The 22,042-nt window shown below is 69.7% G+C and carries 18 protein-coding genes; 5 read left to right on the top strand and 13 right to left on the bottom strand.

Features of this window, described 5'->3' with window-relative positions; all coding sequences use genetic code 11:
- Positions 1-118 precede the first annotated feature (118 nt).
- Complete coding sequence (acs, locus tag JCO01S_RS13080; protein ID WP_068256529.1) at positions 119-2,065, bottom strand: acetate--CoA ligase; 1,947 nt, start codon at positions 2,063-2,065, stop codon at positions 119-121.
- Positions 2,066-2,383: 318 nt separating this feature from the next.
- On the opposite strand from acs, the gene JCO01S_RS13075 reads away from it, so the two are divergent.
- Positions 2,384-3,298, top strand: coding sequence for a phenylalanine 4-monooxygenase (locus JCO01S_RS13075; protein WP_068256526.1), 915 nt, complete (start codon positions 2,384-2,386; stop codon positions 3,296-3,298).
- A 73-nt stretch (positions 3,299-3,371) separates the two neighbouring features.
- On the opposite strand, the gene JCO01S_RS13070 is transcribed toward JCO01S_RS13075, so the two are convergent.
- The 7 genes from JCO01S_RS13070 to JCO01S_RS13040 form a co-directional block, all read right to left on the bottom strand.
- Entirely contained in the window at positions 3,372-4,982 is a 1,611-nt protein-coding gene (locus tag JCO01S_RS13070) for a monocarboxylic acid transporter (protein WP_068256523.1), read from the bottom strand.
- On the bottom strand, positions 4,982-5,326 hold the full coding sequence (locus JCO01S_RS13065) for a DUF485 domain-containing protein (protein ID WP_068256520.1): 345 nt from the start codon (positions 5,324-5,326) through the stop codon (positions 4,982-4,984). Before JCO01S_RS13065 ends, JCO01S_RS13070 begins: the two co-directional genes overlap by 1 nt.
- A gap of 169 nt (positions 5,327-5,495) precedes the next feature.
- On the bottom strand, positions 5,496-7,010 hold the full coding sequence (locus tag JCO01S_RS13060; RefSeq protein WP_068256517.1) for a sodium/solute symporter: 1,515 nt from the start codon (positions 7,008-7,010) through the stop codon (positions 5,496-5,498).
- Positions 7,007-7,378, bottom strand: coding sequence for a hypothetical protein (locus tag JCO01S_RS13055; RefSeq protein WP_068256514.1), 372 nt, complete (start codon positions 7,376-7,378; stop codon positions 7,007-7,009). Before JCO01S_RS13055 ends, JCO01S_RS13060 begins: the two co-directional genes overlap by 4 nt.
- Positions 7,375-8,121, bottom strand: a complete 747-nt coding sequence (locus JCO01S_RS13050; protein ID WP_068256511.1) for a LytR/AlgR family response regulator transcription factor — start codon at positions 8,119-8,121, stop codon at positions 7,375-7,377. Before JCO01S_RS13050 ends, JCO01S_RS13055 begins: the two co-directional genes overlap by 4 nt.
- 22 nt (positions 8,122-8,143) lie before the next feature.
- Positions 8,144-9,730 (bottom strand): lipopolysaccharide biosynthesis protein, encoded by a 1,587-nt coding sequence (locus JCO01S_RS13045; RefSeq protein WP_068256509.1) that lies wholly within the window; start codon positions 9,728-9,730, stop codon positions 8,144-8,146.
- Positions 9,727-10,893: a protein kinase family protein gene (locus tag JCO01S_RS13040; protein ID WP_157074624.1), complete on the bottom strand. Its 1,167-nt coding sequence runs from the start codon at positions 10,891-10,893 to the stop codon at positions 9,727-9,729. Before JCO01S_RS13040 ends, JCO01S_RS13045 begins: the two co-directional genes overlap by 4 nt.
- 278 nt (positions 10,894-11,171) lie before the next feature.
- On the opposite strand from JCO01S_RS13040, the gene JCO01S_RS13035 reads away from it, so the two are divergent.
- From JCO01S_RS13035 to JCO01S_RS13025, 3 genes are all read left to right on the top strand, one after another.
- On the top strand, positions 11,172-11,963 hold the full coding sequence (locus tag JCO01S_RS13035) for a sulfotransferase family protein (protein WP_169796960.1): 792 nt from the start codon (positions 11,172-11,174) through the stop codon (positions 11,961-11,963).
- On the top strand, positions 11,960-12,781 hold the full coding sequence (locus tag JCO01S_RS13030; protein WP_068256501.1) for a sulfotransferase family protein: 822 nt from the start codon (positions 11,960-11,962) through the stop codon (positions 12,779-12,781). The genes JCO01S_RS13035 and JCO01S_RS13030 overlap by 4 nt, the downstream gene beginning before the upstream one ends.
- Positions 12,782-12,943: 162 nt before the next feature.
- Entirely contained in the window at positions 12,944-14,368 is a 1,425-nt protein-coding gene (locus tag JCO01S_RS13025; RefSeq protein ID WP_084342911.1) for a tyrosine-protein kinase domain-containing protein, read from the top strand.
- 79 nt (positions 14,369-14,447) lie between these two features.
- On the opposite strand, the gene JCO01S_RS13020 is transcribed toward JCO01S_RS13025, so the two are convergent.
- From JCO01S_RS13020 to JCO01S_RS12995, 5 genes are all read right to left on the bottom strand, one after another.
- Complete coding sequence (locus JCO01S_RS13020; RefSeq protein WP_068256495.1) at positions 14,448-15,386, bottom strand: glycoside hydrolase family 26 protein; 939 nt, start codon at positions 15,384-15,386, stop codon at positions 14,448-14,450.
- 193 nt (positions 15,387-15,579) lie between these two features.
- The gene (locus tag JCO01S_RS13015) at positions 15,580-16,188 is read right to left on the bottom strand and encodes a winged helix-turn-helix transcriptional regulator (protein ID WP_245634441.1); all 609 of its coding nucleotides are present in this window, start codon (positions 16,186-16,188) and stop codon (positions 15,580-15,582) included.
- Positions 16,189-16,651: 463 nt separating this feature from the next.
- A complete protein-coding gene (locus JCO01S_RS13005) occupies positions 16,652-17,566 on the bottom strand; it encodes a glycosyltransferase family 2 protein (protein ID WP_068256486.1) in 915 nt (304 codons plus the stop codon).
- A complete protein-coding gene (locus tag JCO01S_RS13000) occupies positions 17,563-18,447 on the bottom strand; it encodes a sulfotransferase domain-containing protein (RefSeq protein ID WP_068256482.1) in 885 nt (294 codons plus the stop codon). The genes JCO01S_RS13005 and JCO01S_RS13000 overlap by 4 nt, the downstream gene beginning before the upstream one ends.
- Positions 18,448-18,464: 17 nt before the next feature.
- Entirely contained in the window at positions 18,465-20,804 is a 2,340-nt protein-coding gene (locus JCO01S_RS12995) for a GumC domain-containing protein (RefSeq protein ID WP_157074623.1), read from the bottom strand.
- A 487-nt stretch (positions 20,805-21,291) separates the two neighbouring features.
- Here JCO01S_RS12995 and JCO01S_RS15785 point away from each other — a divergent pair.
- Positions 21,292-22,042 (top strand): WecB/TagA/CpsF family glycosyltransferase (locus JCO01S_RS15785; RefSeq protein WP_157074622.1); only part of this gene is annotated, 751 nt, incomplete at its 3' end.

Below are 22,042 nucleotides of genomic sequence, written 5' to 3'. Positions count from 1 at the left end.
GGCCCCCATCGAGTCGATGGGGGCCTTCTTGCGTGCTGGGGGAATGTGTCCTCCAATGCACGAGACGGGGCGGGCCCGACTCCAGCAGGAGCCGGGCCCGCCCCGTGTTCTGCGCGGATCAGTCGTTCGCGGGTGCGGTCATGCCCTTCTGGATCATGTCCATGACGGAGGAGTCGGCGAGGGTGGTGACGTCGCCGACCTCGCGGTTCTCCGCGACGTCCTTGAGCAGCCGGCGCATGATCTTGCCCGAGCGCGTCTTCGGCAGCTCGGAGACGATCATGATCGAGCGGGGCTTCGCGATCGGGCCGATCTCCTTGGCGACGTGGTCGCGGAGCTCCTTGATGAGGGCGCCGCCCTCATCAGCCTGGTCGGCCTCGCTCGCGGCGTCCTCGCGCAGGATGACGAAGGCCTCGACGGCCTGGCCGGTGGTCTCGTCGGTGGCGCCGACGACGGCCGCCTCCGCCACCTTCGAGTGGTGGACGAGGGCGGACTCGATCTCGGCGGTGGAGAGCCGGTGGCCGGACACGTTCATGACGTCGTCGACGCGGCCGAGGATCCAGATGTTGCCCTTCTCGTCGTACTTGGCGCCGTCGCCGGCGAAGTAGTTGTCGGGGCCGAAGCGGCTCCAGTAGGTGTCCTTGTACCGCTGCGGGTCCTTCCACACGCCGCGCAGCATGGCCGGCCAGGGCTTCGTCAGGACGAGGTAGCCGACCGCGTCCGGGTCGGTCAGGCGGTTGCCGTCGTCGTCGAGCACCTCTGCGTGGATGCCCGGGATGGGTGCCTGGGAGCTGCCCGGCTCGAGGTCGGTGACACCGGGCAGTGGGGAGTTCATGATGGCGCCGGTCTCGGTCTGCCACCAGGTGTCGACGATCGGAGTCGTGCCGCCGCCGATGTGATCGCGGTACCAGCGCCACGCCTCGGGGTTGATCGGCTCACCGACGGACCCGAGGACGCGCAGCGAGGAGAGGTCGTACTTGGCCGGGATCTCGGGGCCCCACTTCATGAAGGTGCGGATCGCGGTGGGCGCCGTGTAGAGGATGGAGACCTTGTACTTCTCGACGATCTCCCAGAAGATCCCCTGGTGCGGGCTGTCGGGGGTGCCCTCGAAGACGATCTGCGAGGCGCCCAGCGCCATCGGCCCGTAGACGATGTAGCTGTGGCCGGTGACCCAGCCGATGTCGGCCGTGCACCAGTAGACGTCGCTCTCGGGGTGCACGTCGTGCACGACCGCGTTGGTGTAGGCGCACTGGGTGAGGTACCCGCCGGAGGTGTGCAGGATGCCCTTCGGTTTGCCGGTGGTGCCGGAGGTGTAGAGGAGGAACAGCGGGTGCTCGCTGTCCATGGGCTGGGCCTCGTGGGTGTCGGCGGCCGGGGTGACGACGTCGTGCCACCACTGGTCGCGGCCCTCGTGCCAGTCGACCTCGGAGCCGGTGCGCTTGACGACGAGCACCGTCTCGGCGGCGGTGCCCTCGACTGCCTCATCGACCGCCTTCTTCAGCGGCATCGCCTTGCCCTTGCGGAACTGGCCGTCGCTCGTGAGGACGACCTTGGCCTCGGCGTCGTTGATGCGGGTGCGAAGGGCGTCCGCGGAGAATCCGGCGAAGACCAGCGAGTGGGGCGCGCCCAGGCGGGCGCAGGCGAGCATCGCGAAGATGGTCTCGGGGATCATCTGCATGTAGATCGCGACCCGGTCGCCCTTCTGCACACCGAGCGAGGCGAGGCCGTTCGCGGCCTTGGCGACCTCACGCTGCATCTCGGCGTACGTGATGTCGCGGTCGTCATCACCATTGGCGGAGACGAAGTGGATCGCCACCCGGTCACCGTTGCCGGCCTCGACGTGCCGGTCGACGCAGTTGTACGCGACGTTGAGCTCGCCACCCACGAACCACTTGGCGAAGGGAGCGTCGCTCCAGTCGAGCGTCGAGTCGAAGTCCTTGCTCCAGGTGACGTACTCCCTGGCCCGAGCAGCCCAGAAGGCCTCGTGGTCAGCGGCTGCCTCGTCGTAGAGCTCGGCCTTCCCGACGGCCTGCTTCGCGAATTCGGGACTCGGGCTGTAATCCGACACATGTCCTCCTCGTCGACTGCCGCGCCGGGGCCGGCGCGTGGTTCCGGTCTCACCCTGCCGCGCCTGCCGGTGCGGCACAAGCGCAGCCGGGGGGCGACGCGCCGGACGTGCCGCTGGCCGCGATCAGCGGTAACCGGCGGAACGGGGGAGGGGTCCCCTTCGCCCTGGTGGTGGTCAGCCTGACCAGACTGTTGCGTGGTACCTGCCTCCGGGACTGGGCAGGGTGACCAGCGATTCAGGGCACGCTCGCCATGGCTGTCCAGTGGTGTCACGCTTGAGGTGACGGGACCACAACGACGTGGCCCCAGGAGGTTCACGATGTTCACAGAGGGACAGCTCTACTCCCCGGTGACCACCCAGGAGGACGGGACCGTTCGGGTCCACCTCGCCGATACCCACCCCGGCAAGGACGACCCCGAATACCTGGACCGGCGCGGGACGATCGCCGCTGCCGCCCTGGCATGGGACCGGGCCGGCGGCGCGCCCGTGCCCACGATCGAGTACACCGAGAGCGAGCACGAGGTGTGGCGGCGCGTGAGTGCCGAGCTGCGCCTCCTGCACGAGCAGCACGCCCACAGCGAGTACGTCGCCGGCAAGGAACGCCTGGGGCTGCCGAGTGACCACGTGCCGCAGCTGCACGAGGTCAGCGAGCGTCTGGTGCCCCTCACCGGATGGACCTACGTGGCGGCGCCGGGTCTGGTCCCGCTGCGTGACTTCTACGCCGACCTCGCTGCCCGGACCTTCAACTCCACGCAGTACCTGCGCCACGCCGCGGAGCCGCTCTACACGCCCGAGCCGGACATCATCCACGAGGTGATCGGGCACGCGAACCAGCTGGCCGTGCCCCGCTTCGCGGCGATCGTGGAGGCGGCGGGACAGGCCTCGTTGCGGTGCCGTACCGAGGAGGCGATGCAGTTCGTCGCCGACGTCTTCTGGTTCTCGATCGAGTTCGGTGTCATGTACGAGGGCGGCGACCTGCGAGCCTACGGCGCGGGCATCCTCTCCAGCTACGGGGAGATGCAGGAGTACGGCCACATGGAGATCCGTGACCTGGATCTGGCCGACATGGGCACGCTGAACTACGACATCACCCAGTACCAGCCGGTGCTCTTCGCGGCGCGGTCGATCGACCACCTCGAGGACGTCGTCGGCGACTTCTTCGCCACGGTCGACGACGACGTGGTGGCCCGGCTGCGGCGGGAGGCCACCGGCCGGGGGCTCGTCGCCTCCTGACGCGGGCGCGCCAGCCCGTCCGGACATGGCGAAGGGGGAGGCGGCTGCCTCCCCCTTCGCTCGTGGCGGTGGGTCAGTGCTCGATGGCCTCGGCCACGCCGTGCCCGGTGAGGCTGCGCACCTCCATCTCCGCGTACTTGGCCCGGTTGAACTCCTGGCTGGTGACCGTGCCCAGCCAGCCGAGGATGAACCCGGCGGGGATGGAGATCAGGCCGGGGTTCGCCAATGGGAACCATGCGAAGTCCGCGCCCGGGATCATCGCGGTCTCGGAGCCGGAGACGACCGGTGAGAAGGCGATGAGGACCAGCGCGAAGGCCAGACCGCCGTACATCGACCACAGCGCGCCGCGGGTGTTGAAGCGCCGCCAGAACAGGCTGTAGAGGATGGTCGGCAGGTTGGCGCTCGCCGCGACGGCGAAGGCCAGGGCCACGAGGAAGGCGATGTTCTGGTTCTTGGCCAGCATCCCGCCGAGGATCGCGATGACGCCGATGACGATGATCGCGTTCCGCGAGACCCGCACCTCGTCCGCCTGGTTGGCCTGGCCGTTCTTGAAGACCTCGTTGTACAGGTCGTGCGCGAAGCTCGCGCTCGCCGTGATCGTCAGGCCGGCGACCACCGCGAGGATCGTCGCGAAGGCGATGCCCGAGACGATGCCGAGCAGCCAGGACCCGCCGAGTTCGAAGGCCAGCAACGGGGCCGCCGCATTGGCCTTGCCCGGTGCGTTGTTGATCCGGTCCGCGCCGACGAGGGCGCCGGCGCCGTAGCCGATGACGAGGCTGAGCAGGTAGAAGCCACCGATGAGCCAGATGGCCCACTCGACGGACTTGCGGGCCTGCCGGCTCGTCGGGACCGTGTAGAAGCGCTGCAGCACGTGCGGCAGCCCGGCGGTCCCGAGGACCAGGGCCATCGACAGCGAGATGAAGTCGATCTTCGTCGTCAGGCTCTCGCCGTACTTCAGGCCGGGCTGGAGGAGGTCCTCCCCGGCGTCAGGGTTGGACTCGACGGCGCCCTGCATGAGCTGGGAGAGGTTCATCCCGAACAAGCCGAGCACCCAGACGGTCATGATCGCGACGGCCAGGATGAGCAGCACCGCCTTGATCATCTGCACCCAGGTGGTGCCCTTCATGCCGCCGATCATCACGTAGGCGACCATGACGACACCGACGACGCCGATGACGACGTCCTGGGCGATCGCGCCGTCGATGCCCAGGAGCAACGAGACGAGGGAGCCGGCACCGGCCATCTGGGCCAGCAGGTAGAACAGCGAGACCGCGAGGACCGACAGCGAGGTCGCGATCCGCATCGGCCGCTGCTGCAGCCGGTAGGAGAGCACATCGGCCAGGGTCAGCCGGCCGGTGTTGCGGATGAGCTCGGCGACGAGCAGCAGCGCGACCAGCCAGGCCACGAGGAAGCCGATCGAGTAGAGGAAGCCGTCGTATCCCTGCAGGGCGATGGCTCCCGCGATACCGAGGAAGCTTGCCGCGGAGAGGTAGTCACCGGCGATGGCCAGGCCGTTCTGCTGGCCCGAGAAGGACGCGCCACCGGTGAACATCTGGCTGGCCGTCTTGTTGCCGGCGGCGACCTTGACGACGATCGTCAGTGTCACGACGACGAAGACGACGAAGATCGAGACGTTGAGGACGGGGGACCCGGTCCCCCCGGATGCGGCGACGAGTGCGTTCATCAGTCCACCTCCGCCGCGTCCTGCGGGGCGTCGATGCTCGCGGCGAGCTCATCGGCCACCGGGTCCAGCTCGCGTTCGGCCCAGCGCACGTAGACGATCGTGATCGCGAAGGTCGAGACGAACTGGCCGAGGCCGAGGACGAGCCCGATGTTGATGTTGCCCCAGAGCTTGATGCCCATGAAGTCGGGCGCGAACATCGACAGGACCACGTAGAGGAAGTACCACGCGAGGAAGAGCGCGGTCACCGGGAAGACGAATTTGCGGAACTTGCGGCGGAGCTTGCTGAACTCCTCCGATTCCTGCACGGCGATGTACCGATCGCCGAGATGAGCATCGTTGCTCATGAGCACCTCCGTGTGTCAGCCCGGGTCCGAGGGCCCGGATCTGCACCAGCGTGGTCCAGGTCACGACGGTGGCGTGGGAGCCCGCGTCGGGCAGGCGCTCGACGGGAGCTCTGGCGCGCCGTGCGGACCGATCGGCTGCGGTCAGCGGGCCCCCGGCGGCGACGAACGGTCAGGTGGTCTCGCTGAGCACGCTCTCCGGCGTGTGCAGCCGGGTCATCGTGCGCTGCCACCGCCGTGGCCTGCGGGTGAGCAGCGAGACGAGGACGGTGATGACGAAGGCGAGCGGGGTCGCCCAGGCGGTCGGCGCCGTCGCGAGGGCGGAGGGCCATCCCTCCGGGAGGGCGTCGGTGACGGAGAGCAGCGCGGCCCCTCCCGTGGCCACCCCGCCCACGCCCATTCCGGTCGCGGCGCCCAGTGCGGTCAGCCGGGTCCACCAGACGCCGAGGATGAGCAGCGGCGCGAAGGTGGCCGCGGCGATGGCGAAGGCGTGCCCGACGACGGAGGAGATGCCCACCGGCGGTGCCCAGATCGCGATGAGGACGGGAGCGAGCACGCCCGCGAGGGTGGCCAGCCGGAAGGACGCGGCCGGGGTCGCGTCCCCACCGCTCCACCGGGAGATGAGCGGGCGCAGCAGGTCCTGGTCGATCGCCCCCGCGACCGACATCGTCACGCCCGAGGCGGTCGAGAGGAAGGCCGCGAAGGCCCCGCCGGCGACGAGCGCGGTGAGCAGCGCGGCGGGCACTCCCTGCAGGGCGGCCCCCGGCAGACCGAGCACGACGCTGCGGCTCGGGTCGGCCAGCGCCTCGTCACCCAGGTAGGCCCGCCCCAGCACCCCGTAGACCGGGGGGAAGAGGTAGAAGAGCCCGAGCAGGGCCAGCACCGAGACCGTCGTGCGTCGTGCCGCCACCCCGTCGGGGTTGGTGTAGAAGCGGACCACGATGTGCGGTAACCCCATCGTGCCCAGGCACAGCGCGGCGAGCGTGCTGTAGGTCGTGAAGAGGGAGCGCGTCGTCGGCTCGGTCGAGGTCAGCGGCTCCCACCAGCTCGACCCGGCCTCGGGGGCGGGGCCGTTGCTGATGAACCAGTAGGCGAGCAGGACGAAGGCCGGCACCGAGATCGCGGAGAGCTTGATCCAGTACTGCACCGACTGCACGAGCGTGACCGAACGCATCCCGCCGGCGGCGACGTTGAGCACGACGATGAGGGTCAGGACCACCACGCCGACCCAGTGCGGCAGCCCGGAGACGTGCCGCAGGGCCAGCCCGGCTCCCTGCATCTGCGGCAGCAGGTACAGCCACCCGATCGCCACGACGAGGACCGCGCAGCCGCGGCGCAGCGTGCGGGACTCCAGGCGGCTCTCGGCGAAGTCGGGCAGCGTGTATGCCCCGGAGCGGCGCAGCGGTGCGGCCACGAGCACGAGCAGGACGAAGTAGCCGACGGTGTAGCCCACGGGCATCCACAGCATGTCGACGCCGCTCTCGTAGACCAGCCCTGCGACACCGAGGAAGCTTGCGGCGGAGAGGTACTCGCCCCCGATGGCGCTCGCGTTGCGCCACGGACTGACGGTGCGCCCGGCGACGTAGAAGTCGCTGGTCCCGGAGACCAGCCGCAGCCCCAGCGCGCCGAGGGCGAGGGTGACCAGGCACACCGCGATGATGGCGGTGACGCTGAGTGGTTGTGTCACCGGCGACCGACCAGGTCCCTGAAGTCGGCCTCGATGCGCTCGCTGGCGCGGGTGTACCACCGGGCGAGGAGCACGATGGCGGGGTAGACGAGCACGCCGAGGACGAGCCAGACCACCGGCAGGCCTCCGACGGCCAGCGCGCGGGTGGACGGCAGCAGGGCGAAGAGCAGCGGCAGCGCGCCGAGGGTCAACGCCGCCGCGCCCAGAACGGTGGCGGCGAGGTGGCGCTGAGCGCGCACGAGCGAGGAGACGTAGGTGGTGCCGAGACCGGACTGCCCGGCGATCTCCTCACGGACGGTGCGTCGGGGCGCGGGCGCGTCCGGCGCCCGGGTGCGGGTGACGCGCACCCGGGGGGGTGGCGTGCTCATCGCTCCTCCGCGGAGGGCGGCCGCAGCAGCGTGCTGCGCAGCGCCCGGGTGTGGCGCCGGCTCACCTGCAGCTCCTCGCCGTCGACGACGACGGTGCACCGACCCCCTTCGTTGCGCACCTCCTCGACGTGGTGCGTGCACACGATGGTGGAGCGGTGGATCCGCACGAACCCGGCTGCGGCCCACTGCTCCTCGAGGGAGGCGAGCGGGATGCGCACGAGGTGGGAGCCGGTGGCGGTGTGCAGCCGTGCGTAGTCTCCCTGGGCCTGCACCCACTGGATCTCGCGAAGGGGGACGAAGCGGGTCACCCCGCCGAGCTCGACCGGGACCGTCTCCTCCTCCTGCTTCGGGACCGTCGGCACCTCCCTCTCCCGCGCCGTGAGGCAGCGGCGGACGGCCTCGCCGATGCGCTCGGGGCGCACCGGCTTCATGAGGTAGTCGACGACGTCGAGGTCGAAGGCGTCCACGGCGTGGTTGTCGTAGGCGGTGACGAAGACCACCTGGGGACGGTCGACGAAGCGGCGGATGACGCGCGCCAGCTGCATCCCGTCGAGGCCGGGCATGGCGATGTCGGAGAAGACGACGTCGACGTCCTCGTGCTCGAGCGCGGTGAGCGCGGCGGTCCCGTTGGCAGCGGTGAGGACCCGGCCCACCCGCTCGTCCTGGTCGAGCAGCCAGGCGACCTCGTTGCGTGCCGGTGCCTCGTCATCGACGACGAGGACGGTCAACGAAGGGGGCGACATGGGGACCAGACTAGGAGATCGGTCAGGTCCCCGGGGGTCCTTCGCGGCGAGAGCGACGGCGGCGGCGTACGGCAGTGACCAGGAGCGTCAGGTGCCAGTGACGACGCGCCAGGACGAGTGCGACCGCGTAGAGGGCCGCGGCCAGGCAGAGTACGGCGAGCGAGACGCCGTGGCCGTTGCCTGCCACGGCGCTGGCCACCGCGGGCAGCACCCCGAAGAGGAGTGTCGCCGTGCCCATGGCGCTGAGAGTCTGTCGACCGAAGGGGTGGATGCCGGGCTCTCGGGCGACCTGGGCGAGGGGGAGCAGGTTGTTGGTCGTGATCGCGGCCGCCCAGCCGATGGCGGCTCCCATGAATCCCCATTGCGGGATGAGCCACAGGTCCAGGCCCAGGTTGACCCCGAAGGCCACGACGACGTTGAGGAGGTTCCACAACGACCGACCGGCCATGTTCAGCACCATGTCGACCATCCCGCATGCCGTGGCGACGAGCATGACGCAGCTGAGGAGCACCAGCGCCGGCGCTGCCTCCGAGTAGCCGTCACCGAAGATCTCCAGCGCCCACGACGCGTGGTTGATGAAGACGAGGTACAGCGGCCAGGTGCCCAGGACGAGCCACGCGGTGACCACCTGGTACAGGGATCGCGCGACGGCGCGGTCGTGACGGGCCAGAGCCTCTCCCAGCAGTGGCTGGATGCTCAGGGACAGAGCCCGGCCCGCGATCTGACCGAGTACGAGGAAGCGGGTCGCGGCCGTGTAGATCGCGGCCTCCGCGAGGCCGGCCAGGGCGCCGACGAGGACGATGTCGAAGCGCTGCATGGCCGTCTGGGTGACCGCTGCCAGTGCCCGGGGGGTCGAGAAGGCCCAGAACGGCCTGGTCAGCGAGCGCACCGTGGCACCGACGTCCTCGGTCGGTGCCGGTCTGGCGAGGCGGTGCCACCACCACCACGCGATGGCGGCCACCGGCACGTAGACGATCGCCCAGGCCGTGGGGAGCAGGCCCGGATCGCCGAGCCAGACGAGGACCACCCCCACGAGGAGGAGCTGACCCAGCGGGCGTCCGACCTGCTCGACGAGCGCCAGGGCCTTCATGGTTCCGAGCCCCTGCGTGCCGGCCAGGGCGAGGTTGGCCACGGCCGCCACCGGGACCGCGACAGCGAGCACCCGCATCCACCGGGCGAAGTCGGCCGACATCTCGGGGCTGAGCCACCGACCGAGGGCCTCGGCTCCGACGAAGAGGCCGAGGCCCACCAGCACCGACACGAGCAGGACGGGCAGTGCGGCGGTGCGCATGTAGGGGCGCGCCAGGTCGGGCCGGCCGCGGGACCTTCCCCTGGAGATGAAGTACACGAGGCTGGTCTGGGTCCCGAGTCGTGCCAACCCGATGGCGAGGAGGAAAAGGCTCGTGGCCGAGAAGAAGAGGCCCGCCTGGTCCTGGGAGCTGAGCCGGGTGATGGCCAGGGTGAGTGCGAAACCGGCCACGGCGGCCACGGCCGAGCCGGTCAGGGTGAGGATGCTGCCTCGAGCTGCCCTGCGCAGCGATCGGCCCTCTGCTCCGCTCCCTCCCACGGCTGACTCGCGGACGGGGCCCTGCCCGTCGGCGATCGTCATGGTCGCGCCGTCAGGTGGTCGGCGAGGAGAGCCTCCAGCTCGGGCAGCAGCCACTGGTCGAGGTCGCCGTCACGTGCCCCCGAAGCCAGTTGGCCATCACGCACGGCAGACACCCCGCGGTGCCAGAGGTAGGCCGCGTGGACCCACGTTGCACTGTCTGGCTCACCGCCACTGGCGCCCACGAGCCCTGCGGCCCGGGTCCGCAGGGACACCAGCTCGGCCGGCATCGAGGTGTGGCGGCGCGCGAGGCTGACCGCGTAGTGCAGGGCGTCCCACCCGAGCGGACGATCCATCGCGAAGCGCTCCCAGTCCCACACCGAGTGGCCGCGTGGTCCTGCGAAGCAGTTCCAGGGTGTGAAGTCACCGTGGGTGGGCCCGGTGGGGATGCCGCGTCGGGGAACAGTCTTCTCCAGGGCGTCCCCGGCGCGTCCCAGCCGACGCACCGTCTCCGAGTCGGGGCGGGCCAGCAACAGGTCTGTGGCCTCCAGCCACCACGGTCGGCGAAGGGGGTTCGCCCGCCACTCCGGTGCGCTGTCGGCGAGCATGCGCATGGCAGTCGTGGGGACGTCGGCGGGTCCCGGGCCCGTCGGCACCGGCCCGAGGACGGCGTAGGGGTGACCCTGCCAGGCGCCCGATGCAAGAACGCTCGGGACGACCAGGCCGGCAGGTGGGTGGGTGGCCAGGTGTTCCAGGGCGCGGGTCTCGGCGCGCACCCGGGCGTCGGTGAGCGCGTTGACGCCCACCTTGACGAACGCGAGCGTGGCACCGCGCCGATCCATCAGGTGCAGGACCGGCTTGCGGTTGGCCCGTGGCGGTCCCAGGTGGACCGCGGCGTACACCCTCGTGCCGAGCAGATCCTCGACGTGCCCGAGAAGAGTGCTCTGCGGCTCCCCGAGCACGTACTGCCGGGGTGCGAGGCGGGCGGCGCCCGTGCGCGCCAGGGTCGAGAGCGCTCTGACGCCCCACCTGGCACGCGGTCCCGATGCAGCCGAGTGGCCGGCGACCCCGGCCGCGGCGCACGCGGCAGGTGCCAGCGGCACGAGGAGCCCGTCCGTGGTGCCGGGAACCACCGCATACCTGCGTCGTGCGCTCGTGGTGGTGAAGGGCTTGGTCCGCAGTGCCCTCCCACCGGGGGAGAGGAGGCAACCGAGGGCCTCGGTCATACGCTCATCGGGCCCGACCTGCGGGCTCTCGTCCACGGGTTGGGTCCTTTCGGCCGGGGAGGCCGCGTCATCACGTGCCTCGCAGTATCCTCAGCAGGGGGTAAGACTACGTCCAGTATCGGCCTCGGGTCCGCAACTCGGGCTCGAGCCCCCGGCCGATCGTGCTTCATCGAGTCGAGGAGCTGTCCATGAGTCTCAGGTCGAGCCTGCCCCGGCCGGTGCAGAGCGCTGTGCGCACGGGTTATGTCACCGCCGGACGGGCCACCGCTGGTGCACGCGTGCTTCCCGACACCATCGTCGTCGGCGCCCAGCGCTGCGGGACGACGTCACTCTTCCGGGCCCTCTCGCAGCACCCGCACGTGATCCGTCCGACGTTCAACAAGGGGATCAACTACTTCGACCTGAACCACCACCGGGGGAGGGCCTGGTATGCGGGACACTTCCCCCTGCGCAGGACCGTGCGCAGGACGGTCCCGGAGGGCAGCGACCCGGTGGTCTTCGAGGCCAGTGGTTACTACCTCTTCCATCCACTGGCTCCGGCCCGGATGGCACACGACCTGCCCGACGTCCGGGTGGTGGCCATGTTCCGGGATCCCGTGGAGCGGGCATTTTCCGCCTGGAAGCACGAGTCCGCCCGAGGGTTCGAGACCCTGCCCTTCACGGAGGCGTTGGAAAGAGAGGACGAGCGCCTGCGCGGTCAGGCCGAGCGGATGGCCGCTGAGCCGGGGTATGCAAGTTACTCCCACCGACACCACGCCTACCGGCGCCGAGGGGACTACGTCGCGCAGGTGCAGCAGCTCCTCGAGCTCTTCCCGCGGGCCCAGGTGCACGTGGTCTACAGCGAGGACTTCTTCGGCCGTCCGCCAGTGGAGTTCGCGCAGCTGTGTGACTTCCTCGGCCTGCCCTGGGTCGACGGCCTGACGTTCGAGCAGCACAACGCCCGTCCCAGCACGTCGATGCCGTCCGAGGGGCGCGCCTTCCTCGAGCAGGCCCTGGGCGACCAGGCAGCCGGTCTCGACAGGCTCCTCGGCCGACGGCCGCCATGGGGCCTCCGGGAGGAGGGTCAATGACCGGTCCGGACGGTGCAGACGGGCAGCACCTCGTGTTCATCGGTGGCCTGCACCGCAGCGGCACCACGGCCCTGGGCAGGATTCTCGCGGATCACCCCGACGTGTCGGGCCTGTCGGGGACCGGCGTGAGAGAAGACGAGGGACAGCATCTGCAGCGGGTCTACGAGCCGGCCGAGACCTGGGGCGGCCCGGGGCGGTTCGCCAGGTCACCGCGCGCCCACCTCACGGAGAGCGACGCCGTCGACCCTGCTGCCGCGAGGCACTCGCTGCTGTGCGCGTGGCGGCCGTTCTGGGACACCACGCGACCGTGGCTGGTGGAGAAGTCGCCTCCCAACCTCGTCATGGGCCGCTATCTGCAGACCGTCTTCCCCGGCAGCTCGCTGATCGTCATCACCCGGCACCCGGTCGTCGTGGCCCTGTCCACCAGCAAGTGGTCGCGGCGCTCCACCCTGACCTCGCTGGTCGACCACTGGTTCACGGCTCACGCCCTCCTCCGGGAGGACGCTCCGTACCTTCAGCGGCTGCTGGTCCTGCGCTATGAGTCGCTCATCGCGGATCCGCGATCGACCCTGGCCGAGGTGTCCTCGTTCCTCGGCCTGGACGGCACCTTGTCCAGCGAGCGGATCCAGAGCACGCGCTCCAGCTCGTACGTGAAGGCCTGGGAAGCGATGGCGACCGGGAATCCGTGGCAGCGCTACCAGCGGCGGACCATCGAGCAGCGGTTCGCTGCCCGGGCGGAGTCGCACGGGTACGACGTCAGCGACCTCGAGCACCCGCCCGAGCCCAGTCGCCTGGGCGGGACCGGCGGCCTGCCGTAGCAGACCCAGATGGACGAGGGGCCGTTGACGCGTATCGGCCGGCCCGAGAATGTAGAGTGCGTGAGCAGGCTTCATGGTTGAGGTTGTGGCACGAGCGGGGCAGATCGGGGGTTACGTGTGAGCAACGTGGGACTGCCCTTGTCGCGGGGCATCCCCTCGCTCATGAGCGTGATCAGGCATCACGTGCGCACCATCGTGGTGGCCACGGTGGTCTTCGTCGGGTTCGCCGGTTTCTACCTCGTGAGCGCGCAGCCCACCTACACCTCCTCCTCCCTCATCCTCCTCACTCCGGTGCCCGGCAATCCGCTCTCGCCGGAGAACGCCTCGGGCAACGGCTCCCAGCTGGCCGTCGCCATGGACACCGAGGCGCACCTGCTGCCGTCCACTGCAGTCAGCAAGGCGGTGTCCGAGGATCTCGGCAGGACCACCCCGGGTGTCAACGAGGTGCTGGACGTCACCGTGCCCTCCAACACCCAGATGCTGGAGATCACCTATACCGCGGGCTCTCCTGAGCGGGCGGAGGCCGGGGCGCAAGGCTTCGCGGACGCCTACCTGGACTACCGGTCCAAGCGGGCCACCTCCGGGCAGGAGAGCCGGGTCAAGGAGCTTCGCCGTCAGGTGGATGACGTCGAGCGTGACCTTCGCCGCGCCACGTCACAGGCGTCGGGCGAGGACTCCTCGGCGTCCCAGGAGACGCCGTTGCTGGCTTCTCGCCTCGCGCAGCTCGGCGAGGACTTGAGCGAGGCCGAGTCGGTCAGTACCAACCCCGGGTCCGTCATCAATCCGGCCTCGGAGGTGACGGAGTCGAATGAACTGCCCAGGTGGATCCTCGTTGCTGCGGCGATCCTGCTCGGCGCCCTGACCGGGCTGGTCATCGCGCTGGTGCGGGAGTGGCGCAGGGACCTCGTCCGGAACGCGGAGGTCGGCGAGCCGGGCCTGCCGGCATGGTCCACGGTGGTCGCCTCGGACACGGGGCCGCTGGTGCGGGTGCGCGGCCCGGCCGAGCACGAGGCGTATCGCAGCCTGCGGGCGGCAGTCGTGGCGAATGCACCGGGACCGCGGGTTCTTGGTGTGACATCCATCGGGAAGAACGTCGCGACGGCGGTCGCCACGAACCTGGCCGTGGTGCTTGCCGAGGCCGATCACTCCGTCCTCCTCGTCGCGCCGGGGCTCGAGGGCTCCATGGTCGAGCGCGCGATGGGCCACCCGCCCCGACACGGTCTGGTCGAGATCCTCGAGGAGCACCTCGATCCGCGCCAGTCCGTGGAGAGCGTGGAGGACGGCGTGAGTGTCCTCGTCGGTGGTCAGGACCTGGTGGAGTCCTCCGACCTCCTGTCGAGCCCTGCGTTCAGGGCGATGATCGAGGATCTGAGGCGGGACTTCGACTACGTGCTGGTGGATGCAGGCGTGGCGGGGAGCGCGGACGGCGACGCACTCCTCCTCGTCACCGATTCCGCCATGGTGGCGGTGCCGACGGAGACCACGACGCGTGCCCAGCTGCAGTCCGCCCTCGCGCGCTTCGATCAGCTGGGGATCCGTGCCCTGGGGTCTGTCAGGGTCGATCCGGGAGGTCCGGGTCGTCCCTGACCGACCCCAGCTCCGTGCCACCGTCTGCCACGGAGCCCCCCCCGGCGGGCTCCGCTGGACGAGGCTGCAAGGAGTCGGCTCACGCCCCGCTCTCGCTGACGAGCGTGCGCCACGCGGCGCGGGAGTGACTGTCCTTGAGGCGCCAGTCGCTCCTGGCGCTCGTGTGGAAGTACGTGACGAACAGGGCGTCGTGGCTCCGGGCGTATCGGCCGATGTCGGTGAGCCACTTCGCCCGACCCGTGCCGTCATCACCGGGGACCACCCTGCTGCCGATCTCGGCGATGCCCCACGGACGCCCGTCTCGCTCCATTGCCCGGACGATGTTGCCGAGCAGGACTCGTGGACGCTCGTAGTAGTCCCGCTGCGGGTCCCAGACCCCGTTGTAGGCATCGAACGCGATCGCGTCCACGACGTCGTGGCCGGCGTCGAATGCGTGGTAGTCCCGCTTGGCCAGCGGGTCCATGGTCCACTCCGTCAGGATGAGTGTCGAGGACATGTTCGGCTTGTGCTGCTTGTCAGCCAACCTGTCCAGGTGGCGCCACGCCGCCCGGTACTGCGCCGCAGTGAACTCACCAGCCCGGATGTTGTCCTCCGGCTCGTGGAAATAGGACCAGTAGATGGTCTGATCCTCCGGAGCCGTGGCGAACCACTTCCGGAAGAAGCTGTCGAGAGAACCCGACGTGATCCGTTTCGGGTTCACCTTGAACGAGACCACCAGGGTTCGGCCATCCAGCAGTTCCGCCTTCCGGCTGTTCCACGCGAATGGCAGCCCGGGGGAGAAGTGTCTGACGACCGAGACCGGACCGAAGAGCCTGTCGATGGTCGCGATGCCCTCCGCCAGTGTCTGTCCCTGCGTGGACGCGTTGGCTCCGAACAGGGTCTGCTGACCACTCGCTGCCGGCGTGCCGGTGACCTTCGAGGAGGACTCGGGCTGAGTGGCTCCAGTTGACGCCGGGGCGAGCAGGGTGGCGACCAGGGCGGTGGTGCTGGCGAGGACGGGGGTGAGGCGGGGGAACAATGCGCACTCCAGATCGTTGGGAGGCCGACGGACCCGGTGGCGACCCGCAGCGGCTGGACGCACGACCGCAGGGGGGGCGGATCGATCGCGTCCACCACAACGACGGGAGGGGAGCCGTGGCGTGGGGGGTATCGCCAAGTTAGCGAGGGGTCGGAGGCCCTACTACCCCGAAGTCCCGGACGGCCGGGATCCCTTACGGATAATTGACGGGGCCGCGAGCGTTTCGCGAGCGCGACCCGTTGATCCAGCGGTAGCCGACGCCCCGGACGGCACGCAGGTGGTTGCGCGATCCCGCTCGCAGCAGCTTGATCCGCAGTCTGCTCATGTGGGACTCGAGGGCTCGTGCCGTCAGCGGCACGGGTGCCGCGGTGCGGGCGAGTTCCTCGCGGGTGAGCACCCTCCCGGGATGGCGTGACACCTGCAGGAGGAGATCGAACTCGGTTTTCGTCAGGTCGACACCGCGACCGGCGACGAACACTGCACGGCGGTCCGGGTGGACCTCGATGTCGTCCAGGACGCGAAGAGTCGCGGGTCGCCGTGCGGTGGGTCTGCCCAACCCGTGCACGCGTCCGAAGGCGTGGAGCCGACTGCGGATGAGTTCCGGGGCTGCCGGCAGCGCAAGGACGTCCTGGGCGCCCCGGTCGAGGAGCAATGACTCGAGCCGGTCGCTCAGGCCGGCGACGAGCACCATGGTGGGGACCTGCAGCCTCATCAGGGCGCGGAGGCAGTCCAGCAGCTCGGGGCTGGTGGGTCCACCGTGCAGGACGGCCAGGTCTGCCGGTGGCTGGGGCTGTTCGTGCATCTCACCCACCGGCAGGATGCTGTAGTCGAGGTTCTCCTTCGAGAGCGCGCCGATGAACAGCCTGAGCTGACGGGGGGCCGACCTGCAGGGAATCAACCACACATGAGGCACCATCGCTCCGCTCCTGACGAAGGGATGATGATCTTACCGTTTCTTGACCCTTCGTTGGCTGCTCCCACTGGCCTTTGACAGCCGGACGGCTTCCACCTGGAGCCTGGTGGCGCCCTCGACGGAGGTCACCGGGATGCCCCGGAGTCGAGTGGCGAGCATGTGGGGCAGCGCGATGGTGGCGCCGGTGGAGACGACGCGATCCGGCTGGTGGGTGCGTAGGGCCGTCAGCATCGCCCTGGTCTGCGGGTCGGGGCCGTCGCCCAGACCTCGAGCTCCCACCGGCGAGATCCTCGGCCACTTCGTACAACTCGTCGAAGTGACCCCGGCGAGGCGACCAGCAGGACCAGTCCGCTCACACCCCGCGTCCCCAACGACCCAGCGTCCCGAGGACGAGCTCACTCGAACGCGGCACCACGGCCACCCCCGTGGCGAGCCAGCTGCGCCACTGCAGCGGATCGGCCCGAAGGGAGCGTGCGGCCCACCGCCACGCCTCGGGACGCCAGCCGAGGCTCGCGTACGCGAAGGCCATCTGACCCATGAGCCGGGAGGAGCCCCGCTGATGCGCGGCCACCTCGGGGTATCGATCCAGGATCCACAGGGAGGATGCGATCCTGGTCTCCCAGTTGCGGGAGAAGTGGGAGGACTTCCCCCAGAGGACGCGAACCAGTGGCTCGTCCACGTGAAGGACAGGACGCACAGCCGAGCTGCGGAACAGGATGTCCCAGTCCTCGCTCTGGCTGCCCGGGATCTTCTCGTCGATGAGCCCGACCGACCCCAGCAGGGCGCTGCGGCGGAAGACGAAGGTCGAGGAGTGGAGCATCGACATGCGGGAGACCACCAGCATGTCGTGGGTCACCGTGGTGGTGCCTGCCCGCCGGACTGTCGAGTGGTCCCCGTAGTTGATGACGATCGAGCTGGTCACCAGTGGGGACTCGGGGGAGCGCGTCAGGACGCCCACCTGCTTGGTCAGCTTCTCGGGCACCCACTCGTCGTCATCGTCGCAGAAGGCGACCAGCTCGCCGGTGCTCTCGAGGATCCCCGTGTTGCGGGCTCCCGCGAGCCCGGGAGCCCGCTGATTGGCAAGTACCCGGACGGGGCGGTCCCCTTCGTCGGCCAGGGACATGTCGGGTTCGGCACGGTCGAAGACGACGGTGACGTCGATGCTGCCGGCGTAGTCCTGTGCCCGGGCGGCTGCGATCGCCCGCCGCAGCTCCACCGGCCGCTTGTGGGCGGGGATGACGACGCTCACCGAGGGAGCACGAGTCATCGGGGGGCCCTCCTGTATCCGTAGGTCGCGAGCAGCGGGGCCGTGAGAGCCGTCACGAGTGCGCGGCTGCGCCGCGGAAGCGAGGACTTCCACGACTCGTCCCGACGGATCCCCACGCGTCCGGTCGTGAACCGCATCGGGTTCCCGCTGCAGGTGTGGGTCGTGGGCAGGTCCACCCAGTCGTGGTCGACGTGGTCGTTGGCGCGCGGCTCCAGTCCTGCGAACGCCAGGGTCGAGCGATACGCCGCGACGGGGTCGTCGGCCCAGTCCTCGTACCGCAGCAGCATCGTCGGGAGGCGTCCCAGTCGGAGACCGTCGATGACGAGATTGTGCTGGAGCCATTTCATGGCGAGCACCGCCGGCGGGTAGCGGGTCATGTACCGGGAAGCGGGTGTCGTCGCATCCGGTCGAGCGACCTGCTTGGTCCATGAGTAGGCGACTGCCCGGCTGTCCCGCACGCAGTGCAGGACGCGAACATCCAGGCCATCGGCGTAGCGGAGGACGTACGGGAGGGACGCCTGCTTGCTGGAGTCGACCACGACGCTGCTCCCGGAGACCTCGACGGCGGCCCGGTAGATGCGGGAGTAGTAGGACGCGTACTCGCGCACGTCGGTGTGCCAAGCGGGTCCCCCCACGCGCGCGGCCAGCTGGGGGGTCCGTACCGTCCGGTCGATCCGGTGTCTGAGCGTCAGGACCCGCTCGGCGTCGACCCGGTCCCAGCCTCCGAATGCCTTCGCGCCGACCTCCGTCCAGAACGAGCACTGCGAGAAGGGCTCCCCGCACCCACAGGGCTCGTCGTCGATGAGCGAGCGTTGCCACAGGTGGACGACCTCGCCCAGCGGTACCACGCGCTCGTCCGTCCCGAGGCTCAGCTCGAACACCGTCGTGCCGCTCCGTCCTATCCCTCCGATGAAGAGGACCGGAAGCGTGGTCGGCGACGTCTCCGCGAACGATTCGTGCTCCTGCACACGATCACCCCTAGTGGTTCCACCCCCAGACCCGCGTGGTGCCGATACATCTGCCGAACTCGGCTGACGCGGGACCGCTGGTCCACAACATACACCGCCCGCGATGTCGGCGAGGGGCTTCGCGTCAGCTTCTCCTCGATGCTGGAGGCCAGTCGCATCGCGCTGGCATGGGCGGGATCGGCGATCACCATCGGGGCCGGCGGGTATGCCCTCAGTGCCCTGACGGCGGCGTCCGCGTCGTGGGTGCCCACGGTGGTGATGACGGGGATCGGCAAACCTGACGGGCCCGAGCGCCGACTGCCGAACCGGAGCCAGTACCGGTCACCGATCAGGATCAGTGGCACGCCCACGAGGAACCCGATCGCCAGACCGCTGCCCACTCGGATGACGGCGGGGTCGCTGGACCGGGTGACGATGGCAGCACTGATCGATTCGCCCGAAGCCGCCTCCTTCGTCTCGAGCAGGGTCTGGTCGGTCTCGTCGAGGTCCTCCCGGATCTTGTACAGCTCCGGCCACACGATCTGGTTCTGGTTGCTCGAGCGGTAGGGGTAGATCGCGCGGTACAGGTCAGTGAGGTCGTCGCGCTTTCGGGTGAGTCGATCTTCCAGGGACCGGTTCGCGGCGGCGATCCGTGATTGCCGCTCGTCCAGATAGGCCTGCGAGGCGGTCTCCACGCTCCGGACGGCCTCGTCCTGGTCGTCGGAGGTGTAGGACAGGATCAGGACACGGGTGTTGGTCGCTGCGCTGGGCACGAGGCGGTCGCGCACCGTCGAGGGGTGGGCGCCCGTCTCCGCCGCGACCGCGCGGACCACCGCATCCGATGTGGCCAAATGGGCCTCGGTGTCCAGCGTGGTGGCACGCGTCCCCGGCACGCCGCCGAGGTCGGCGTCCGGGATGAACAGTCGTTGGGTGGCCACGACGGGCGAGCCGAGGGCGACATGCGTCATGACTCCTCCGGCTCCACCGACGAGGACGCAGGTGGCGACCAGGGTGGAACGGCGCAGAAGCGGCCGGGTGATGTCCTGGATCGTGGCGAGACCGGCGTCGTGCTCCCGGCTCAGGACGCCCACGCCGACGAAGCCGATGAAGAGGCCGACTCCGACGGCCGAGTAGACCGGCAGGGTGATGGTGAGCGTGAGCAGTGAGCACAGGGCGGCGACACCAGTCGGGGATCTGGTCCCCAGGTGCCGGACCAGCTGGCCGACGAGGAAGATGACGTACAAGCCGGCGCCGACGAATCCGGCGCCGAAGATGAGCAACCACAGCTGGCCGTGGGTCCCCAGGGGTGGTGGTACGCAGTTGGGGCAGGCGGCGGTCGCGCCCCCGGCGATGGACACGAAGTTGCCCGCGACGTCCCGCGTCGTGCCGAAGCCGATGACGGGTGAGGCCTGGGCGGCCGTGGTGGCGGCACGTATGCCCAGGTTCGAGCGGACCTGGTCGCTGTGCGGGCTGTCCAGGCGTGCCTGGACCAGGTCCCCGAGGGGGGTGACGAGCACCAGTGCCCCGGCCGCCACCACGAGTCCGACGGCGAGCGCGAGCAGACGCACCTTGCCGAGGGCGGCCGACCGCAGGATCAGGAAGGCGGCCATGGCGAGGACCGCCACCCACGTGCCGCGGTTCAGCGAGGAGATGATCGCGATTCCCGCCGCGATCAGCACCACGACGGCTGCCACCCGCCAGGTCCTGCCGCGGTGCCACCAGGCCGCGACGAAGTAGGGCAGCGTGCAGGCGATCACCAGGCCCCACTCGTTCGTGAAGGGGAAGGGGGCACTGGGTCTGGCCTGGGGGTCGCCCAGGAAGGCCTGCACCTGGGCGACCTGCACGTGCAGGAGGTCCTGGACGAGGGCCTGCTTCGCGAGTCCTCGCGGGAGGGCCGCTTGGAGGAGTGACGGGAAGTCCAGGTTCGGCGCGGCGAGTCCGAGGAGTCCGCCGGCTACGAGGATGACGAAGAACCAGGCGAGGACCCGTGAGATCCACTCCGGCGAGATCCGTGGCCGTGCGTTGACGACGTAGAGGGCGACGACGGTGGCGGCGACGTACCACGCGAAGCGGTACGCGAAGGGAAGGTACGCGGTCAGGCTCGAGTCCGGGAGAGTGCCCGGCGCGTGCACCTGCATCACGAAGAGCCCGGTGAGCAGCCATGCCAGCCACATCAGCCACACCCCGAAACCTCGCGGCATGAGCGTGCTTCGGTATCTCATGAGCTCGCGCAGCATGGGCACGGTCATGGCGAAGAACATCAGCTGCCAGACGCCCAGAATCCACCACACGGGCAGACCCAGAAAGGCGACGGCAAGCGGCCACCCGGGCGTTCCCCCTCGTGGGGCGAGCGCAGGGGATCTCTCGGTCGTGGCCCCCTTCGGTGGTTCCGTCATGGGAGGGAACCGATCCGGTCGCCCTCACCCATGAGCAGCCCCCACTCGCAACGTCCCGCCCCTGTCCCGTGAGGCGTTGGCCGATGTTACCAACAAGGGTCTCGCGAAGTTGTTGACAACTCCTTCGACGGAAGCGGCATACTTGCTCCCAGCGGGGCGACCAGGTGTCGCGCTGCACCTGGGGGAGAAGGGTGGGGGAGATGAAGGTTGCTCGGCGATCCATGCTCTGGTCCGTCGTCACAGGGCTGGCCGGTCACGACGGGATCGTCTCGCATGTTCCTGGCTGGACGCCCCAGATCCTCAACGGCAAGGTGCTCGGCACGGAGCGGGGCCACCCGGGACACACCCCAGGACGTTCGAGCCAGAGCCGGAGCACGATGACGTGAAGAGGGACGACGAAGTACTCCCGACTGAGGTGGTGCCGGTCGCAGACCTGCCTGTCGTCGACCTGCCCAGGCACGAAGTCGTTGGATACTCTGCGGTGCCAGCTCGTGACCGCGCACGACTGGTCTTTGCATTGCACGTCGGCGGACTGCTCCATCTCGACCATCAGGCCTTCCGCGCAGCACTGACCGGTGCGGACGTGCTCTATGCCGACGGTGCCGCAGTGGTTCTGCTCGCACGCCTTGCGGGGGCCCGCCGCATCGAGAGGGCGCCAACGACCGACATCGGTGCGCCGGTACTGCGTGAGGTCTCCCGCCGACTGGGTCGACCAGCACGGGTCGCCCTGGTTGGCGGTCCCCCAGGACTGGCGGGACGAGCGGGAGAGGTTCTCGTCCGGTCGACGGGGGTGGACGTTGTTGCCACCCACAGCGGCTACTTCACCGACGACGCGGTCGTGCTCGACCTGTTGCGCCACTCTCGTCCCGACGTGGTGGTCCTTGGTCTGGGAATGCCCAAGGAGGCGGTGTGGGCCCACCAGCACAGTGACGCGTTGCCCCGCGCCGTGGTGCTCACCTGCGGAGGGTGGTTCGGGTTCCTCACCGGCGCCGAACGCAGGGCGCCGCGGTGGCTGCAGACAGCTGGTCTCGAGTGGACCTACCGGTTGTACCAGCAGTTCCCCCGACTGGCCGGCCGCTACGCACGTGGTGCTGTGCGCGTGGCGCGCTTGGCGCCGCGCCAAATGGCCGTGT

The sequence above is a fragment of the Janibacter corallicola NBRC 107790 genome, assembly GCF_001570965.1.
Lineage (GTDB): Bacteria > Actinomycetota > Actinomycetes > Actinomycetales > Dermatophilaceae > Janibacter > Janibacter corallicola.
The sequence above is the reverse complement of the archived record's forward strand: the minus strand, read 5'-3'. Positions and strand labels throughout refer to the sequence as shown.